This window comes from Neisseria sp. CP9 (assembly GCF_047758525.1).
Classification (GTDB): domain Bacteria; phylum Pseudomonadota; class Gammaproteobacteria; order Burkholderiales; family Neisseriaceae; genus Neisseria.
Map to the genome: position 1 here is coordinate 1,632,360 of NZ_CP180502.1, position 19,024 is coordinate 1,651,383.

A 19,024-nucleotide genomic window follows, 5' to 3' on the forward strand; every position below is an offset into this window, starting at 1 on the left:
CATTATACGCGTTTGGGCGATAGGAAACGAGTGTTTTTAATATGGGAAGGGTGTTTGTTTTGCTTTCAGACGACCTGCGTGCAACATGGTATAAAAGGTCGTCTGAAAACAAGATTCGGCATTAAATTCCGTCCCAGTCGTTGAACATCAGACCGATGCCGATGCCGTTTTGTTTGTGGTTGTAATCAATCAGGCTTTCGCCGTAGCCGTGAAAGCCGCGCACGACGCCTTTGAGTTTGCCTTTAATCGGGAAAGTATAGGCGGCTTCAACCGCGCCGTGTCCGGTTTTCGGATTGTAGCGCAGCAGGGACGAAATATTTTGTTTGTCGTTCAGGCGGTATTGCAGCTTCAAATCGCCATAACCCATATAGTCGGTAATGTCGGGATTGTCGTTGTTTTCGCCAGTCTGATCAAATGCGCGCATCCACACGCGCGGGATGACAGTCAGCTTGCCCCATTCCATCCCTGCCAATGCGTAAACGCGGTTCCATGAGCGGGATTCGGGACGGCTTTGTCCGTTGGATTGGTGGACGAAGCCTGCGCCGACCATCCGCAGTTTGCCGCCGAACGGTAAATCTGCCTTCACGGGCTGGGTCAAGAAGATTTCGGGTTCGTAATCGGTATTGCGGAACGGCGCGGATTTTCTGCCTTGGTTATAAATCTGCCAATCGGATTTTTGGGTGTAGCCGAACCACAAATCCGCGCGGGTTTTAAACAAATCTTCGGCGATTTTGCTTTTGAACGAAACTTGCAGTTTGGTTTCTATGTGTTTCTGTTCGCTGAATTTTTCCTGATTGGTCGTGCCGCGCGAAGGGGAATGGGGATGCAGGTTGGGCGAGCTGTTGTACCATGCGGGCATCAGGTACATGGGATTGTGCTCGCGCACGCTCAACAAGCCGCGAGAGTCGTTTTTGTCCAAATCGTACATCAGGCTCAATGGCGTGTAGGCATCGGCTGTGGTGCGGAGATTATCTTCCGAAAGGGTGGATTGTTCTTTATTTTCGTCAAACACAATCGTCGCCGCTTTTTTCTCGCGGCTGGTGCTGATGGTTTTGGGTAAATCGACAGGAGCTTTGGCGGTTTCTTCGCGAATAACGGGCAGCGGTGCTTGCGGCGGCAGTTGAGCCGAGTAAATGCTGTCGTAACACGCCAAACGGGTGGCATTGTCTTGAATGGAGGTGCATTGCAAAGCCGTGTCGGCATAGGCGACAGGGGCGGCGGCTCCGCTGACAAGGATAAGCATCAAGGCGCGCCGACATTTGGATAATGACGGTTTCCCGTTTTTTTGGGCATCGCTTTGCGCCAACTTGTGTTTCAACATCTTGTTCATCATTTCATTCATGGGATTGCCGATTGGATGTTTTCAGACGACCTTTTGCCTGAAAATCGAGATTAATCGTGTGAAAAACAGATCAAACCGCATTTTACCGCCTTGCGCCTGCTTTACGGCAGGTCGTCTGAAAAGTTTACATCAACTTGCATCACATACGGCAATGCCCCTGAAAGATTAAGACCTCAGGGGCATCGTTACCTGCTTGCCCGTCCCGACGTGATCAAACACCAAGACGATAGGCGAAAAAGATTAAGCCAATGCTTTTACTTTGGCAGACAGACGGCTCTTATGGCGGGCTGCTTTGTTTTTGTGGAATACGCCTTTGTCAGCGATACGGTCGATGACTTTGACGGACTCTTGGTAAACTGCTTGAGCAGCAGCTTTGTCGCCGGCTTCAACTGCTTTCAACACTTTTTTCACTGCGGTACGGAATGCAGTACGCAGGCTGGCGTTGTGGGCGCGTTGTTTAACCGATTGGCGGGCACGTTTGCGGGCTTGTGCGCTGTTTGCCATATTGAATATCTCCTGAAAAATAAATTCTGTAAACGCGCAATTTTAAAGACAGATTTCTCTATATGCAAGTATTTTCTCTGTTTGCGCGCGCAAATCGCCCGTATTTTGCCCAAAAACGACATCTTGCGCAACGCCGTTTTCCCGAGTCTAAGAAATCGTGCCTTATTTCAATAAAAATCAGTCAGATATTGCTTTGAGTTCTCACCTACTTCCATTACAATAGCCCCGCTTTGCGCCGGGGTATTGATGGGGTGCAGAGTGTTCATTTTCTGTTAACAATCTTTCATCAGGAATCTGCCCGTATGAAAAAATCCGTATTAACCGTATTGGCGGCATTATCGCTGGCCGCTTGCGGCGGTGGCGAGAAAAAAACCGAGCAACCTCAAGCAGGCAGCGCGCCTGCTGCCAATGCCGAAGCAGCCGCCACCGATACTTTGAACATCTACAACTGGTCGAACTACGTTGACGAGAGTACCGTTGAAGACTTCAAAAAAGCCAATAAGCTGAAGCTGACCTACGACCTTTACGAAAACAACGAAACCCTCGAAGCCAAAATGCTGACCGGCAAATCCGGTTATGACTTGGTCGTTCCCGGTATCGCTTTCCTGCCCCGCCAAATCGAAGCGGGTGCTTATCAGAAAGTCAATAAAGACCTGATTCCCAATTACAAAAACATCGATCCCGAATTGTTGAAAATGCTGGAAACTGCCGATCCGGGCAACCAGTATGCCGTTCCTTATTTCTCCGGCGTCAACACTTTGGCAATTACGGCGAAGGGCAAAGAACTTTTGGGCGGCAAGCTGCCTGAAAACGGTTGGGATTTGCTGTTCAAACCCGAATACACCAACAAGCTGAAATCATGCGGTATCGCCTTGTGGGATACGCCGAGCGAAATGTTCCCGATTTTGCTGAACTACTTGGGTAAAGACCCCAAAGGCACAAATCCTGATGATTTGAAAGCGGCGGCGGAAGTGCTGAAAGCCATCCGTCCTGATGTAAAACGTTTCAGTCCGTCTATCATTGACGAATTGGCACGCGGCGACATCTGTCTCGCAGCGGGTAACGGCGGCGACTTGAACTTGGCGAAAGCCCGTTCCGAAGAAGTGAAAAACAACGTCGGCATTGAAGTTTTGACGCCGAAGGGTATGGGCTTCTGGATTGAATCTTGGCTGATTCCCACCGATGCGAAAAACATCGCCAATGCCCATAAATACATCAACTACACGCTTGATCCCGAAGTGGCTGCGAAAAACGGCATTGCCGTTACCTTCGCGCCCGCAAGCAAACCGGCACGCGAGAAAATGCCTGCCGAGTTGGTTAATACCCGCTCCATCTTCCCGAATGCTCAGGATATGAAAGACGGTTTTGTGATGCCGCAAATGAGTTCGGATGCGAAGAAACTGTCGGTTAACCTGTGGCAGAAGATTAAAGTCGGTTCGAACTAATGGTTTGATGTTTTAAAGTGAAAGGTCGTCTGAAAACCTTGAATTGGGGTTTTCAGACGACCTTTGCTTATGTTGGTTTCGTGATGGGCTGTTGTATAGTGGATTAACTTTAAACCAGTACGGCGTTGCCTCGCCTTAGCTCAAAGAGAACGATTCTCTAAGGTGCTGAAGCACCAAGTGAATCGGTTCCGTACTATCTGTACTGTCTGCGGCTTCGTCGCCTTGTCCTGATTTAAAGTTAATCCACTATAAGAACGACGGCGGATAAAAAGGTCGTCTGAAAACGGCAAGGGCTTGCATCGTTTTCAGACGACCTTTTATCTGAGACCTTTGCAAAATTCCCCAAAATCCCCTAAATTCCCATCAAGACATTTAGGGGATTTTCCATGAGCACCTTCTTCCAACAAACCGCACAAGCCATGATCGCCAAACACATCGACCGCTTCCCGCTATTGAAGTTGGATCAGGTGATTGATTGGCAGCCGATCGAACAATACCTGAATCGTCAAAGAACCCGTTACCTTAGAGACCACCGCGGCCGTCCCGCCTATCCCCTGTTGTCCATGTTCAAAGCCGTCCTGCTCGGACAATGGCACAGCCTTTCCGATCCCGAACTCGAACACAGCCTCATCACCCGCATCGACTTCAACCTGTTTTGCCGTTTTGACGAACTGAGCATCCCCGATTACAGCACCTTGTGCCGCTACCGCAACTGGCTGGCGCAAGACGACACCCTGTCCGAATTGCTGGAACTGATTAACCGACAACTGACCGAAAAAAACCTAAAAGTAGAGAAGGCATCCGCCGCCGTCATTGACGCCACCATTATTCAAACCGCCGGCGGTAAACAGCTTCAGGCTATAGAAGTCGATGAAGAAGGACAAGTCAGCGGCCAAACCACACCGAGTAAGGACAAAGATGCCCGTTGGACAAAGAAAAACGGTCTCTACAGACTCGGTTACAAACAACATACCCGTACCGATGGGGAAGGCTATATCGAGAAACTGCACATTACCCCCGCCAATACCCATGAGTGCAACCACCTGTTGCCTTTGCTGGAAGGAATAGCCAAAGACACAACCGTCTATGCCGATAAAGGCTATGACAGTAAGGAAAACCGGCAACATCTGAAAGAACACCAGTTGTTGGACGGCATTATGCGCAAAGCCCACCGCAACCGTCCGCTGACGGAAGCGCAAACCAAACGTAACCGGTATTTGTCGAAGACCCGTTATGTGGTGGAACAAAGCTTCGGTACGCTGCACCGTAAATTCCGTTATGCGCGGGCAGCCTATTTTGGTCTGCTCAAAGTGAGTGCGCAAAGCCATCTGAAGGCGATGTGTTTGAACCTGTTGAAAGCGGCTAACAGGCTAAGTGCGCCCGCTGCCGCCTAAAGGCGGCTCGGATGCCTGATTATGGGGCGTCCGGGGAGGATTAAGGGGGTATTGGGTAGAATTAGTGGATATTTGAAACGAAAACAGCCGAAAATCTTTGTTTAGGTTTCGGCTGTTGGGGGAAAAGGAATTTTGCAAAGGTCTCTATATATGGATTTGACTTTAATGTGATGTTCTTTTGTTTTATTTTGCGGCGGTATTGGCTGTGATTTGGTTGTCTTGTGTTGATTTTAAAGTGGGTTCACTCTGTTTGTAATGATTTGAGTGATAAAGAAAAAGCACAGTTTAATTAAACTGTGCTTTCGGAATTTGGCACGCCCACGGGGAATCGAACCCCGGTTACCGCCGTGAAAGGGCGATGTCCTAACCGCTAGACGATGGGCGCGGATAAATTTTGTTGGCGCACCCGGAGCGATTCGAACGCCCGACCCTCTGGTTCGTAGCCAGATACTCTATCCAACTGAGCTACGGGTGCATTTTCATCACTTCGCGACTGCGTCGTGAATCAAGAAGACCGAATAATATACAAGCTGTCAGCGGCTGTCCAGCATTTTCTGGATAAAAATATTTATAATAAAATAACAATATGAAAATAAAGAATATTAATTATCTTAAAATGCCTACGCCTGATAAATCTTGTGCCATTTTTGCGGCGGCGTTGTCTGTCATGCCGCCGACAAAATCTAAAATTTTCATGTATGCACGATACAGGCTGTCGGTTTCTTGGATGGGGTCGTGGTTTTTTAGCAATTCAAGCGCGAGGGATTGGCGTACATCGACCTGTTTTTGCGCAATCATGGCGTATGCGGCGGGAACCAATAAATCCAAAATGGAGCCGAGACACGGGAAAGTGGCGATTTCGGTCATGAGTTTGGTGCGGTGGCGGAAAATGCGTGTGCGGGCAAGTTCTTTCGCTTTTTCCAAGGTGTTTTGAACTTGCGGGCTGCACAACGCCAACAGGTCTTTGCCTTTGAAGTTGCCGTTTAGCAGGTCGGATTGGTGCATCATGAAGGTTTGGGCGACGTCTTCTATCGCTTTGCCGATGGCGATGCCGCGCAACATGGCGCAACGTTGGCGGCTGGATTGTGCGTGCCAAGTGCTTTCTTCAAAAGTGAGTTCGGATAATACGCTTTCGATTTCGGCGTCGCTCAGCAAATCCAGTTCGACTGCGTCTTCCAAGTCTAAGAGGGCATAGCAGATGTCGTCGGCTGCCTCCATCAGGTAGGAAAGGGGATGGCGTATCCAACAGTCTGTTCCTGATTCAATCAGCCCCAATTCGTCGGCAACGCGACGGATGAAGGGTAATTCGGTTTGGTAAATATTGAATTTTTTTCTTCCGTTGGGGTGTTGCGTGGTCCAAGGGTATTTCAGCAGTGCGCCTATGGCGGCGGACGTCAGGCGCATGCCGCCTGCGTCGGGATACATTTCCAGACTTGCCGTGATGCGCAGGCTGTGGGCATTGCCTTCATAGGTTTGGATGTCGTTGCGCTCAGCTTCGTTTAATGTCTGTAAAAACGGCTGGTTTTGAGGATTGCGGAACCAGTCGCGCAATGCGTCTTCTCCGGTGTGTCCGAACGGGGGGTTACCCAAGTCGTGTGCGAGGCAGGCGACTTGGACGACGGCGCCGATGTCGCTGGGCGTATTGTTTTCCGGTAAAAAACCGCCTGCCTGAAGCATCACGCCTACGCGGTTGCCGATGCTGCGTCCGACGCTGGCGACTTCGACGCTGTGCGTGAGGCGGTTGTGGGTCAGGTCGTGTTCGGCAAGAGGGTGGACTTGGGTTTTGCGTCCCAGTCTGCGGAATGCGCCAGAGAACACGACGCGGTCATAGTCGATATGGAAGTCGGTGCGCAAAGCGTCTGCGCCTTCTTGGGTGGAAGGCGTGACAGTAGGGATGATTTCGCCGTTTTTCGTGCGGAAACGTTGTGTGGAGAGTAGGTTTTTCCAATTCATCTGCATGAAATTGCTCCTTGCGGGTTTTCAGACGAGCTTTGTAGGATGGACGGGATATTACTGCATTGCGGGACGGTTTGAAATCCCGATTGGCGTAGGGCGGCTGCTTGGGCAGTTGGTCTGAACAGGACTTTGTTTTTCAGTTACAATACGCACTTATTATAATGATCGACAGTTTGAAGAGACGCGATGAAAGAACATAAGGCCCGGAAACGCTTCGGGCAGAATTTTTTGCAGGACACGCGGATTATTGCCGATATTGTCAACGCCGTTCGCCCGCAGGCGGATGATGTGGTGATTGAAATCGGACCGGGCTTGGCGGCAATTACCGAGCCTTTGGCGAAAAAGCTGAACTGCCTGCACGTTATCGAAATCGACCGCGACATCGTACGTCGTCTGAAAACGCTGCCGTTTGCGGATAAGCTCGTGATTCATGAAGGCGATGTATTGCAGTTTGATTTCAACAGCATCGCGGGCAAAAAGAAAATCGTCGGTAATCTGCCGTACAACATTTCCACGCCGCTTTTGTTCAAGCTGGCGGAAGTGGCAGACGATGTCGTCGATATGCACTTCATGCTGCAAAAAGAAGTGGTCGAACGCATGGTCGCCGCGCCGAAAAGCAACGACTACGGCCGCTTGGGCGTAATGCTGCAATATTTTTTTGATATGGAGCTGTTGATTGACGTGCCGCCCGAATCGTTTGACCCTGCGCCGAAAGTGGATTCTGCAGTGGTGCGCATGATTCCGGTGAAACACCGCATCGGCAAGGCGGACGATTTCGAGCATTTCGCCAAACTGGTGAAACTCGCCTTCCACCAACGCCGCAAAACCATACGCAACAATTTAAAAGAACTTGCCGGCGACGAGGATTTGCAGGCAGTCGGCATCAGCCCGCAAGACCGCGCCGAACACATCGCGCCGGAGAAATATGTGGAACTGAGCAATTATCTCGTCCGTAAGGTCGTCTGAAAACATTTGGAAACAACATGATTAAATTCAAAAACGTACATAAACATTTCAAAGACCTGCACGTCATCAACGGCGTCAATCTGGAAGTGAAGCAGGGTGAGGTGGTGGTGGTTTGCGGACCTTCGGGCAGCGGCAAATCGACGCTCATCCGTACCGTCAACCAGCTTGAAAGCATTGAGAGCGGCGAGATTTGGGTGGACGGTATCAATGTTGCCGATCCGCAAACGGATTTGAACAAGGTGCGCGAAGAAGTGGGTTTTGTGTTTCAAGGCTTCAATCTATATCCGCATCTGACCGTATTGGAAAACATCATCCTGTCGCCGATGAAGGTGAAAAAACAAAGCCGAGAACAGGCTGAGGAAAAAGCGATGGAGCTGTTGGAACGCGTGGGTTTGGCGCATAAAAAAGATGCTTTTCCCAGCCAGCTTTCCGGCGGTCAGCAGCAGCGCGTGGCGATTGCGCGCGGGTTGGCGATGGAGCCGCGTGTGATGTTGTTTGACGAACCGACTTCCGCGCTCGACCCGGAAATGGTCGGCGAAGTGTTGAAAGTGATGCAGGACTTGGCGGAAAGCGGCATGACCATGATGTGTGTTACGCATGAAATGGGCTTTGCGCGCGAAGTGGCAGACCGCATTATTTTTGTGGATAAAGGGCAGATTTTGGAAAACGAAACACCGGAAGAGTTCTTTACCAATCCGAAACACGAACGCGCCAAACAGTTCTTGCAGCAAGTGATGACGCATTAACAGCTTGTCAAAAGGTCGTCTGAAAGACAGATTTAGGCTTTCAGACGACCTTTGGCGAATGCAACCGACTAGATATAGACGGCAAAGCAAAAAGGTTTTCTCTGCTTTTGCCGTTTCAAAGGAAAACCATGTATTTTGTTGACCGTACCGCCGTCGTGCTTAAGCCGACCGCCCGCTTTTTGGAATGGCTGAAATCCGCCGATGAAAATATGCCCGACCTGACCATCGAGCAAATCCGTGCCAACTGCTCCGTATTCCTCGTGCCGCAGTTTGACGAGCCGGAAGAGGTGATTGCCTATTTTGACGAACGCTACCAACAGATTTTCGAGGCGGAGCTGGCAGGCTGGGACATCGATAAAAACAAGTGGCCGCAAGACATGAGCCTGAAGGCGTTTTGGGAATTTTTCGATACAGAAATCCACGATATGGTTTTGGACATGGAAGAAGCGGAATTGAGCATTACGCCCGTGTTCGACAATATGATGTAAGGCGATGCGCGCTTTTCAGACGACCTTGAAGCCGTCCCGTTCTTTAAAAGCCTTGTCCGTCTTGTTGCATTTGTCCGCAGTGGCCGTGTGTCTGATATGGTTTTACGGCTGGATGATGTGGTTCGGGCTGGCGGCGTTGGCGGGCAGTTTTGTCCACGCTTGGCGCGTGGTGAATTTGCGGACGGCGGGTGCGGTAAAGAAAATCGCCATCAACCGCCATGCGCGTGCTTCCGTATTTTGCGGAGACGGAGAAGGGCAGGGCGCGGTGTTGGACGGTGCGACCATGCTGACTCCTTACGCTTTGTTTTTACAGTGGAACGCCGACGGCAAAACGATACGGCAATGCGTTACGCCCGATATGGCGGATAAAGAATCTTACCGTCGTCTGAAAGTTTGGGCGCGCTGGTGTCAGGCTCAGGATGACGCGAATCCGATTTAATCTCAGCAAGGCGGATTCCCGTCTTGTCCTCGTCAAATTAAACCCAATATAAAAATAGTTGACATAAACAGCCGAAACCGTCCGAATTATGACTAAACGACGGTTTCAGACGACCTTTTGAAAAACGAAACACACATGAAAACATTACAAGACTGGCTCTTGCATTTGGAAACCGCCCACAGCGGCGGCTTAATCGATATGGGCTTGGAACGCACGAGCGAAGTGAAAAAACGCATGAAGCTCGAGCCGCAATGCCCCGTCGTCGTTGTCGCGGGAACAAACGGCAAAGGTTCGGTCTGCGCCTACCTGACGCAGATTTACAAACAGGCAGGCTTTAAAGTCGGTACGCTGACCAGCCCGCATTTATTGCGTTACAACGAACGCATCGCCGTCAACGCCGAGCCGGTTTCAGACGACCTCATCACCGCTTCCTTCGAACGCATCGAAGCGGCGCGCGGCGAAATATCGCTGACTTATTTTGAATTCAATGCCTTGGCGGCGGTCGATATTTTCATACGCGAACAAGTCGATGTGATGATATTGGAAGTCGGCTTGGGCGGACGTTTGGACGCGGTCAATGTGTTCGACTGCGATTGCGCGGTGGTTACCAGCGTGGATTTGGACCATCAGGCGTTTTTGGGCGATACGGTCGAGCAGGTCGGCTTTGAAAAAGCAGGCGTGTTCCGCAGCGGCAAACCCGCAATCTGCGGTCAAAACCCCGCGCCCGAATCGTTGGTTGCACACGCCGAAGCCATAGGTGCGAAACTGCTGATGGTGCAGCGCGATTTCGATTTTTCCTCATTGGAAAACATCCAATGGAACTACCGCTTCCATCCGCAGCATTCAGACGACCCCGCACGCAACCGCAATTCCCTGCCGTTCCCCGCATTGCGCGGTGCATACCAACTTTCCAATGCCGCCTGCGCGTTGACCGTGTTGGAATGTTTGAACGACAAACTGCCGGTGGACATCGGCGCCATCAAGCGCGGATTGTTGCTGGTTGAAAATCCCGGAAGGTTCCAAGTCCTGCCCGGCCGTCCGCTGACCGTTTTGGATGTCGGACACAATCCCCACGCCGCCCGCGCCCTGCGCCGCAGCCTGATTAATCTGGCGTTTGCGCAAAAACGCACCGCCGTATTCAGCATGCTGTCCGACAAAGACATAGACGGCGTGTTGGAAATCGTTAAAGACCAGTTTGACGAGTGGTATATCGCGCCTTTGGACGTGCCGCGCGGCATGACGGCGGAAGCCTTGCAGGCGAAACTGGAAGCACAAAATATCGAAAATATACAAACTTTTACCTCCGTTCGCGAGGCGTACCGCGCCGCTTTGGCTAAGGCGGGCGAAAATGATAGAATCGTTGTTTTCGGCTCATTTCATACCGTTGCCGACGTGATGGCGGCGTTGTAAAAGGAAATCTCCATGTCTGACAATAAGCAAAATGAAGTTCTGACCGGTTACGAACAGCTCAAACGCCGCAACCGCCGCCGCTTGGTTATGGCATCGGGGTTGGTGGCGGCATCGACCGTTTTATTGGGCGTCGCCCTGTCAACCGGACCGGAAAACAAACAAGAAGAAAACGCCCAAACCACAACCATCCAACAGAATAATGCCAACGCAGAACCTGCCAACCTGGCGGATGCGACCGTGTTGGAACCTTCTACCAAAGAAGATTTGGAAGCAGCGGCAGAAGCGGCCAAAAATGCCGATGCCGAAGTAGCGGAAGCAGCGGATAAGCCTCAGGAAATCGGCACATCGGAGCGAAATGCCCAAGCGCAGCCCGAGCCGCAACCTGATGCACCGCCGGCAGCGCCCGAAGATGTAGGCCCGCCTTTGGTGCTGATTAACGATACCCTGTCAGACAGCGACATCAAAGGTTTGGAAGAGTCTGAAAAAATCCAAAAGGCCGAAGCCGTCAAACGCGAAGCAGCCGCACGTCGCGCGGAAGAGCGCCGCCGTAATCGTGAAGAGCAGCGTAAAGCGCAGCAGCTTCAAGCACAAGAAGCAGCGGAGCGAGAAGCCAATGCCGCCGCACGCAAACGCGCCCTTCAAGCCGCTAAAGCCGAGAAGGCGGAACGCGCTGCCGCAGCCGAACGCAACAAACTGGCACAATTGGAAAAAGCTGAAAAAGCCGTTGCCGAACGTAAGGCGTTAAAAGCCAAAGAAGAAGCGGCGGCGAAACACAAAGCGGCAGCGGAAAAAGCCAAAGAAGCCGTCACAGCATCCGCATCCGAACCTAAAGAAAGAATTCGGGTAGATGCTTCCAAATACGAAAAAATCGAAACAGCCAACAAAAAAGCTTCTGCGGTAAGAGAAGCCGAAGCGAAAGTTGCCAAAGCCAAAACCGAGCCGACAGCAAAAGCAGAGAAAACCGCTGCTGCCGAAAGGTCGTCTGAAAAGGCAAAAACCAAAACCGCCGAAGTCAAATCAGGTAAAAAAGCCGCGATTCAGGCAGGTTATGCTGAAAAAGAACGCGCCTTGAGCCTGCAACGCAAAATGAAAGCGGCAGGTATCGACTCGACCATTACCGAAGTGATGACGGACAAAGGCAAGGTTTACCGCGTCAAATCAGGTGCATACAAAAACGCCTACGAGGCCGAACGCGATTTGAACAAATTGCGCGTACACGGCATTGCCGGACAGGTAACCAATGAATGATATTCCGCTAGCCGACATACTCGCCTTCGGCGTGATTGCGGCGTGTATCGTGATGTCGATGATACGTGGCGTCATTGCCGAAGCGGGTTCGCTGTTTGCGTGGGTGATTTCCTTTTTGTTGGCTAAAACGTTTGCCGTGCCGTTTTCGGAAGTGGCGTTTAAATCGATTCAACCGCATGCCTTGGGCGTTGCCATTTCGTTTGTCGTGATTTTCTTTTTGGCGCGTTTTTTACAGCAGTTTTTGCGCACCATACTGACCAACGCAGCGTCATCGATGGGGTTGGGCAGCGTCAACAGAGTTTTGGGCGGCGTGTTTGGCGCAGCCAAAGGCGTGTTGCTGGTGACTTTGGCGGTCATGGTCTGCGCCCACACCGATTTGCCGGAAACGGAAGATTGGCAAAGCTCGTACAGCATTCCTTATTTCCAATCATTGTCTGAAGTCATCATGCCTTATCTGCCCGGTCAGAAGGATAAGACGGAAGATAAGGCGGAATTGTAAACCGACCGGTTTCAGACGACCTCGATTACATCAAAGGTCGTCTGAAACCGGTTTTTTCATGAGGGTTAAAAGTTCGGCGGCTATATTTGCCAATCGCGCTGCCTGTAGTCTGGATTTTCGATCGAGGTACGGGTGGAGTGTTGATAACGTGATGAAATAGAAGCGTTTATGGTGTGGTTAGGTTTTGTTTTCGATGCTTTGTTTTGCCGGATTGATTCATCAATAAGTCATAGTCCGTATCCGCGTTCAAGCTAAACGGACGAATGATTGTCAACAATTTGGGCAACTTTGTCCGATTTATTCTATAATTCTAGTTTCCAAGTTAACCTCGAATTCGGAGAAAACGATATGTGCGGTGTATTAGGTTTGGTCAGCCATGAGCCGGTAAACCAGCTTCTGTACGACGGTTTGCAGATGTTGCAACACAGGGGGCAGGATGCGGCGGGCATTGTAACGGCCGAAGGCGGCACGTTTCACATGCACAAAGGCAAAGGCATGGTGCGCGAAGTGTTCCGCACACGCAATATGCGCGATTTGATCGGCAACGCGGGCATCGCCCATGTCCGTTATCCTACGGCGGGCAACGCGGGCAGCAGCGCGGAGGCGCAACCTTTCTACGTCAGCTCGCCTTTCGGCATCGTTTTGGCGCACAACGGCAACCTCACCAATACCGCCGAACTGTATGAAAACGTATGCAACAAACACCTGCGCCACGTCAACACCAGCTCCGATTCCGAAGTCTTGCTCAACGTATTCGCGCACGAATTGCGCCGCGAAGTCTCTAAAAACGCCAATCCCCACCGGCTCAATATCGACAATATTTTCAACGCCGTTGCCGAAGTCCATCGCCTTGTGCGCGGCGCATACGGCGTGGTTGCCATGATTGCGGGCTACGGCATGGTCGCATTCCGCGATCCTTACGGCATCCGTCCGTTGGTGTTGGGTTCGCAAACTGACGAGGCAGGCAGAAAATCCTATGCCGTCGCCTCTGAATCCGTTGCCTTCAATGCGCTTGCCTACGATTTGGAACGCGATATCCAGCCGGGCGAAGCAGTATTCGTCGGCTTTGACGGCACACTGATTGCCCGTCAATGCAGCGACCGCACCAAACTCAGTCCATGCCTCTTCGAATACGTCTATTTTGCCCGCCCCGACTCCGTGATCGACGGCGTGTCCGTTTACCAGTCACGTTTGGACATGGGCGTGTCACTGGCGGAAAAAATCAAACGCGAGCTGCCCGTGGACGACATCGACGTCGTGATGCCCATTCCCGACACCAGCCGCCCCAGTGCGATGGAACTTGCCGTCCACCTCAAAAAACCTTACCGCGAAGGTTTGATTAAAAACCGCTATATCGGCCGCACCTTTATCATGCCCGGTCAGGCGACGCGCAAAAAATCCGTGCGCCAAAAACTCAGCCCGATGGAAACCGAGTTTGAAGGCAAAAGCGTGTTGCTGGTGGACGACTCCATCGTGCGCGGGACGACCAGCCGCGAAATCGTCGAAATGGTACGCGCAGCGGGCGCGCGCAAAGTTTATATCGCCTCCGCCGCACCCGAAGTGCGCTATCCCAATGTGTACGGCATCGATATGCCCACGCGCGAAGAATTGATTGCCAACGGACGCAGCGCGGCGGAAATTGCCGCCGAAATCGGCGCGGACGGCATCGTTTTCCAAAATTTGAGCGATTTAGAAACCGTCGTCAAAGCACTCAATCCGAAAATTGAGTCCTTCGATTCTTCCTGTTTCAACGGCATCTATCAAACCGGCGACATCGACCAAGCCTACCTCGACCGCCTGTCCGCCGAGAAATCCGGCTGCGGCGGCTTGAAAGTCCATCCGAGCCGGATGGAACACAGCATCAGTATCAGCGATGCGGGCGACGAAGAATAAAACCGGATTGAACGATTAAGAAAAAAGGTCGTCTGAAATGGGGTCATGTTTCAGACGACCTTTGTATAGTGGATTAACAAAAATCAGGACAAGGCGACGAAGCCGCAGGCAGTACAGATAGTACGGAACCGATTCACTTGGTGTTTCAGCACCTTAGAGAATCGTTCTCTTTGAGCTAAGGCGAGGCAACGCCGTACTGGTTTAAAGTTAATCTACTATATTATTTTTAACGGCAAGATTATGAGTACCGAAACCAAAAACTACATCACGCCCGTCGGCTGGCAGGCGTTGAAAGACGAGCTGTATCAACTGGTCAATAAAGAACGTCCCGAAATCGTCCAAATCGTCAACTGGGCGGCAAGCAACGGCGACCGAAGCGAAAACGGCGACTACCTTTACGGCAAACGCCGTATGCGCGAAATCGACCGCCGCATCCGTTTCCTGACCAAGCGTTTGGAAGCCGCCGTCGTCGTTGATCCCGAATTGCGCGAAGCGACCGACCAAGTGTTTTTCGGCGCAACCGTCGGGCTGTTGCGCGGCGACGGGCGCGAGCAAACCGTCAAAATCGTCGGCGTCGATGAAATCGATACCGCGCAAAACAAAATTTCTTGGATTTCCCCGTTGGCGCGTTGTTTGATTAAAGCGAGGGAAGGGGACGAAGTCGTCTTGAATACGCCGGAAGGGCGCGAAGAGATTGAGATTTTGTCGGTGGAATACATACGGATTGATTGAATGGCAGTCGGATTATGCCGTATTTGTCGAGATGAAAAGGTCGTCTGAAAACATCAAGGTTTTCAGACGACCTTTTGTTTGAAGCCGCCGCTTCGCAAACTGACCTGTCCGCTGGATGTAATAATCTTTCTTTTGAGCCAAAGCAAGGCGGCGCGACCGCATTTTAGGTTTAATACACTATTGTTTTTTATCCGATAAGACCGTACACCGGCATCCCCTCAACACTGCCCTACCGCGACAGTTTTGCCATCTTAAGAAACGGCGTTCCCACCTCAATCCACTTTAAGGAAAATCATGGCTTCGCGCGATTTATACCCACAGGAAATTTTACAGGTCGTCCTCGATAAAAGCTGTGCTAAGGCACAATCCAGCATTCCTACGCTGGCGGTTTTGAGCGTTTTGGCGGGCGGATACATCGGCTTCGGTTATCTTGCTTATTTGAAAGTGGTCAGCGGCATTCCGCACGAATGGGGCGGCTTGGCGACTTTGCTCGGCGCGGCAATGTTCCCCATCGCCTTGATCTGCATCCTGCTCGGCGGTGGCGAGCTGGTAACAAGTAATATGATGATTATGTCTTTGGGGCGTTTGGCAGGGCGGATTTCCACAAAAATGCTGCTGCGCAACTGGGTCGTCGTGTGTCTGGGCAATTTGGCGGGAACGCTGGCGATGGCGTTTTTCCTTGGACACTACGTCGGCATGACCGAAGGCAGCGTGGCGGAAAAAACGATTGCGGTGGCGGAAGCCAAAGTCCACATGGATTTCGGCAGAGCTTTCGTCTCGGCGGTCGCGTGTAACTGGATGGTGTGTATGGGCGCGTGGCTGCACTTTGCCGCCAAGCATACGGCAGGGCGGATGTTGGCGATTTGGTTTCCCGTAATGATTTTCGTATTAAACGGCTTCCAACACCTTGTCGCCAATATGTTCGTCATCCCCGCCGGTATTTTGGCGGGCGCAGACATCACATGGGGGCAGTTTTTCTTCAACATGATTCCCGTGTTTTTAGGCAATGTCGTCGGCGGCGCATCGTTTGTCGGCGCATCATACCTTTATACTTATAAAAATACGCTGAAAGATTGCGCCGAATAAGTGCCTTTGAACATACAAAACCTGCTTCAAAAAGCAGGTTTTGCTGTTTCAGACGACCCCTGTGCCGATTGCCGATGCAGTCCGTCTGATATAATGCCGCCTGAAAATAATCAGATACATGAAACACATGACTCAAGCCTCCCTCCCGCCCCGCCGCCTTTCCGTTGCCCCCATGCTCGACTGGACAGACCGGCACTACCGCTACCTCGCCCGCCAGATTACCCGCAACACATGGCTTTACAGCGAAATGGTCAATTCCGGCGCCATCGTCTATGGCGACAAAGACCGCTTTTTGATGTTTAACGAAGGTGAGCAGCCCGTCGCCCTGCAACTGGGCGGCAGCGACCCGTCCGATTTGGCGAAAGCAGCCAAAGCCGCCGAAGAATACGGCTACAACGAGGTCAACCTCAATTGCGGCTGCCCCAGCCCGCGCGTACAGAAAGGCTCGTTCGGCGCGTGTCTGATGAACGAAGTCATGCTGGTTGCCGACTGCCTCAACGCCATGCAGGACGCGGTCCAAATCCCCGTTACCGTCAAACACCGCATCGGCGTCGACAGACAAACCGAATACCAAACTGTCGCCGATTTCGTCGGCACGCTGCGCGACAAAACCGCCTGCAAAACCTTCATCGTCCACGCCCGCAACGCATGGCTGGACGGGCTTTCGCCGAAAGAAAACCGCGACGTTCCGCCGTTGAAATACGATTACGTTTACCGCCTGAAGCAAGAGTTTCCCGAGCTGGAAATCATCATCAACGGCGGCATCACCACCAACGAAGCAATCGCCGGACACCTTCAACACGTTGACGGCGTAATGGTCGGACGCGAGGCGTACCACAACCCGATGGTCATGCACGAATGGGACAGGCTGTTTTACGGCGACACCCGCAGCCCGATTGAATATGCCGATTTAGTGCAGCGCCTTTACACATACAGCCAAACCCAAATCCAAGCCGGACGCGGCACAATCTTGCGCCACATCGTCCGCCACAGCCTCGGGCTGATGCACGGTCTGAAAAACGCCCGCACTTGGCGGCGTATGCTTTCCGACGCGACGCTCTTGAAAGACAACGACGGCAGCCTGATTCTCGAAGCGTGGAAAGAAGTCGAGCGGGCGAACGTATGGGAACATCGCGGCTAAGTTGATTTTCAATTGCCGTTGTCCTGCATCAGAAAATCAGTTCTCCGCCCAAAAATTTAAGGTCGTCTGAAAACGGAACAGGTTTTCAGACGACCTCTCCTTATCCTGTATGACACAATCGGCGCAGTCTATTAAAATCTCCGTTTCAGACGACCTTTAAAGAAAGAACACTATGTATCACGCATTCGGCGGCGCGGCAGGCGTACGCAACCTGACCGACCGCTTTTACGACTTGATGGAACTCGAGCCGCAATACCGCGCCCTGCGCCAGATGCACGGCGAAGACATGACGCTGATTCGCGAAAAACTCTACGAATTTTTCAGCGGCTGGCTCGGCGGCCCACCCTTGTTCGAGCAGAAATACGGCCATCCCATGCTGCGGGCGCGCCATATGCCCTTTGCCGTGAATATGCAGGTGCGCGATGAATGGATCGCCTGCTTCGCCCAAGCCATGAACGAACTGGAAATCAGTAAAGACCTCGCCGAGCCAGTCCTCATCCGCATTTTTGCGATGGCGGACTGGATGCGCAACCAAAACGAAGAGGGCGTAGAACCGCCCATGCCGCCGATGGCAGTCGATCCCACAATCCGCATTCCCGAACTGAAAAATGTATTAAAGCAATACGGCGTGGACGGTTATTTCCCAACCTTCCCGGCTTGAGGTCGTCTGAAAAAAGCGAATCCCTTCCCGTTTTTCCTGTTTGATAAAAGGGCTGCTGCTGTAAAGTTGCAGCCGTTGCACTCAATCAATGGCGGAGAATCCCAATAACGATATTTCTGCCGGTAACAGTCAGGCAAAGTGGCAAAATAGCATTTTAAATGCAGTCAGGATAGAATTACGACATTTTCAGACGACCTCGACCGTCGTCTGAAAATGTCTTGATTTTTTATGAAACATATAGTGGATTAAATTTAAAGCAGGACAAAGCGACGAAGCCGCAGACAGTACAGATAGTACGGAACCGATTCACTTGGTGCTTCAGCACCTTAGAGAATCGTTCTCTTTGAGCTAAGGCGAGGCAACGCCGTACTGGTTTAAAGTTAATCCACTATAATGTCGGATTCGAGAAGCCGATGTGAAACCAAACAGGAGAAAAACCATGAAACAACCAACCAAATGGCTTGACGCCGCCCTGATTGCCTTGGGCTTGAAGCAAGCGGCATGGGCGGATGACGTACCGGATTTTCGGGAAAACTTGCAGGCGGCAGAACGGGGGGATGCCCATGCCCAAGCTTTGTTGGGCGAGATGTATGCCAACGGACGCGGCGTGCGCCAAGACTATGCCGAAGCGGTCAGATGGTATCGGCAGGCGGCAGCACAGGGGTTCGCCGCAGCCCAAAACAATTTGGGCGTGATGTATTACACAGGACGCGGCGTGCGCCAGGATGATGCCGAAGCGGTCAGATGGTATCGGCAGGCGGCGGAGCAGGGGGATGCCCAAGCCCAAAAGAATTTGGGCTGGATGTATGCTAACGGACGCGGCGTGCGCCAGGATGATGCCGAAGCGGTCAGATGGTATCGGCAGGCGGCAGCGCAGGGGGATGCCGAAGCCCAATACACTTTGGGCGTGATGTATGAAAATGGACGCGGCGTGCGCCAAGACGATGCCGAAGCGGTCAGATGGTATCGGCAGGCGGCGGAGCAGGGGGATGCCCAAGCCCAATTCAATTTGGGTTGGATGTATGACAATGGGCGAGGAGTCCGTCAAGACTATGTAGAGGCAGTGCAGTGGTA

17 protein-coding genes, 2 tRNA genes and 1 pseudogene are annotated in these 19,024 nt (G+C 51.9%); 15 read left to right on the top strand and 5 right to left on the bottom strand.

Translation table 11 applies throughout. The annotated features are described in order from the left end of the window. Window positions 1-121: 121 nt before the first annotated feature. Together ACMYUL_RS07850 and rpsT are read right to left on the bottom strand one after the other, a co-directional pair. Window positions 122-1,342, bottom strand: coding sequence for a phospholipase A (locus tag ACMYUL_RS07850; RefSeq protein WP_060974616.1), 1,221 nt, complete (start codon window positions 1,340-1,342; stop codon window positions 122-124). 240 nt (window positions 1,343-1,582) lie between these two features. Further along, window positions 1,583-1,846, bottom strand: a complete 264-nt coding sequence (rpsT, locus tag ACMYUL_RS07855) for a 30S ribosomal protein S20 (protein ID WP_002212556.1) — start codon at window positions 1,844-1,846, stop codon at window positions 1,583-1,585. A 302-nt stretch (window positions 1,847-2,148) separates the two neighbouring features. On the opposite strand from rpsT, the gene ACMYUL_RS07860 reads away from it, so the two are divergent. Continuing rightward, complete coding sequence (locus tag ACMYUL_RS07860) at window positions 2,149-3,291, top strand: extracellular solute-binding protein (RefSeq protein WP_415769811.1); 1,143 nt, start codon at window positions 2,149-2,151, stop codon at window positions 3,289-3,291. Window positions 3,292-3,677: 386 nt separating this feature from the next. Then, window positions 3,678-4,685, top strand: coding sequence for an IS5 family transposase (locus tag ACMYUL_RS07865; protein ID WP_415769813.1), 1,008 nt, complete (start codon window positions 3,678-3,680; stop codon window positions 4,683-4,685). 310 nt (window positions 4,686-4,995) lie between these two features. Here the strand turns inward: ACMYUL_RS07865 and ACMYUL_RS07870 are convergent. The 3 genes from ACMYUL_RS07870 to ACMYUL_RS07880 form a co-directional block, all read right to left on the bottom strand. After that, a tRNA-Glu gene (locus ACMYUL_RS07870) sits at window positions 4,996-5,070 on the bottom strand. Between the two features lie 13 nt (window positions 5,071-5,083). After that, a tRNA-Arg gene (locus ACMYUL_RS07875) sits at window positions 5,084-5,160 on the bottom strand. Window positions 5,161-5,291: 131 nt separating this feature from the next. Then, window positions 5,292-6,644: a deoxyguanosinetriphosphate triphosphohydrolase gene (locus tag ACMYUL_RS07880; protein WP_415769815.1), complete on the bottom strand. Its 1,353-nt coding sequence runs from the start codon at window positions 6,642-6,644 to the stop codon at window positions 5,292-5,294. A gap of 183 nt (window positions 6,645-6,827) precedes the next feature. Between ACMYUL_RS07880 and rsmA the strand changes: the two genes are divergently transcribed. The 13 genes and pseudogenes from rsmA to ACMYUL_RS07945 form a co-directional block, all read left to right on the top strand. Further along, the gene (gene rsmA / locus ACMYUL_RS07885; RefSeq protein ID WP_016687675.1) at window positions 6,828-7,607 is read left to right on the top strand and encodes a 16S rRNA (adenine(1518)-N(6)/adenine(1519)-N(6))-dimethyltransferase RsmA; all 780 of its coding nucleotides are present in this window, start codon (window positions 6,828-6,830) and stop codon (window positions 7,605-7,607) included. 17 nt (window positions 7,608-7,624) lie between these two features. Continuing rightward, complete coding sequence (locus tag ACMYUL_RS07890; protein ID WP_003740819.1) at window positions 7,625-8,353, top strand: amino acid ABC transporter ATP-binding protein; 729 nt, start codon at window positions 7,625-7,627, stop codon at window positions 8,351-8,353. 128 nt (window positions 8,354-8,481) lie between these two features. After that, window positions 8,482-8,841 carry a hypothetical protein gene (locus tag ACMYUL_RS07895; protein ID WP_415769818.1) on the top strand — a complete coding sequence of 120 codons (360 nt, stop codon included), beginning with the start codon at window positions 8,482-8,484 and terminating at the stop codon, window positions 8,839-8,841. A 4-nt stretch (window positions 8,842-8,845) separates the two neighbouring features. Further along, complete coding sequence (locus ACMYUL_RS07900) at window positions 8,846-9,280, top strand: protein YgfX (RefSeq protein WP_415769820.1); 435 nt, start codon at window positions 8,846-8,848, stop codon at window positions 9,278-9,280. 135 nt (window positions 9,281-9,415) lie between these two features. Continuing rightward, window positions 9,416-10,690 carry a bifunctional tetrahydrofolate synthase/dihydrofolate synthase gene (gene folC, locus ACMYUL_RS07905; RefSeq protein ID WP_415769821.1) on the top strand — a complete coding sequence of 425 codons (1,275 nt, stop codon included), beginning with the start codon at window positions 9,416-9,418 and terminating at the stop codon, window positions 10,688-10,690. Between the two features lie 12 nt (window positions 10,691-10,702). Further along, complete coding sequence (locus ACMYUL_RS07910) at window positions 10,703-11,938, top strand: SPOR domain-containing protein (protein WP_070515273.1); 1,236 nt, start codon at window positions 10,703-10,705, stop codon at window positions 11,936-11,938. Further along, window positions 11,931-12,437 carry a CvpA family protein gene (locus ACMYUL_RS07915; protein ID WP_070515270.1) on the top strand — a complete coding sequence of 169 codons (507 nt, stop codon included), beginning with the start codon at window positions 11,931-11,933 and terminating at the stop codon, window positions 12,435-12,437. The genes ACMYUL_RS07910 and ACMYUL_RS07915 overlap by 8 nt, the downstream gene beginning before the upstream one ends. Before the next feature lie 348 nt (window positions 12,438-12,785). Beyond that, complete coding sequence (purF, locus tag ACMYUL_RS07920) at window positions 12,786-14,330, top strand: amidophosphoribosyltransferase (protein WP_415769824.1); 1,545 nt, start codon at window positions 12,786-12,788, stop codon at window positions 14,328-14,330. A 240-nt stretch (window positions 14,331-14,570) separates the two neighbouring features. Then, the gene (greB, locus tag ACMYUL_RS07925) at window positions 14,571-15,062 is read left to right on the top strand and encodes a transcription elongation factor GreB (RefSeq protein ID WP_003779860.1); all 492 of its coding nucleotides are present in this window, start codon (window positions 14,571-14,573) and stop codon (window positions 15,060-15,062) included. 294 nt (window positions 15,063-15,356) lie between these two features. Then, the gene (locus tag ACMYUL_RS07930) at window positions 15,357-16,148 is read left to right on the top strand and encodes a formate/nitrite transporter family protein (protein ID WP_415769827.1); all 792 of its coding nucleotides are present in this window, start codon (window positions 15,357-15,359) and stop codon (window positions 16,146-16,148) included. 127 nt (window positions 16,149-16,275) lie between these two features. Continuing rightward, window positions 16,276-17,289, top strand: a complete 1,014-nt coding sequence (gene dusA / locus ACMYUL_RS07935; RefSeq protein WP_415772921.1) for a tRNA dihydrouridine(20/20a) synthase DusA — start codon at window positions 16,276-16,278, stop codon at window positions 17,287-17,289. A 172-nt stretch (window positions 17,290-17,461) separates the two neighbouring features. Then, entirely contained in the window at window positions 17,462-17,950 is a 489-nt protein-coding gene (locus tag ACMYUL_RS07940; protein ID WP_003779868.1) for a group II truncated hemoglobin, read from the top strand. A gap of 586 nt (window positions 17,951-18,536) precedes the next feature. Further along, a pseudogene (locus ACMYUL_RS07945) lies at window positions 18,537-18,998 on the top strand (tetratricopeptide repeat protein); the annotation flags it as partial. Between the last annotated feature and the right edge of the window lie 26 nt (window positions 18,999-19,024).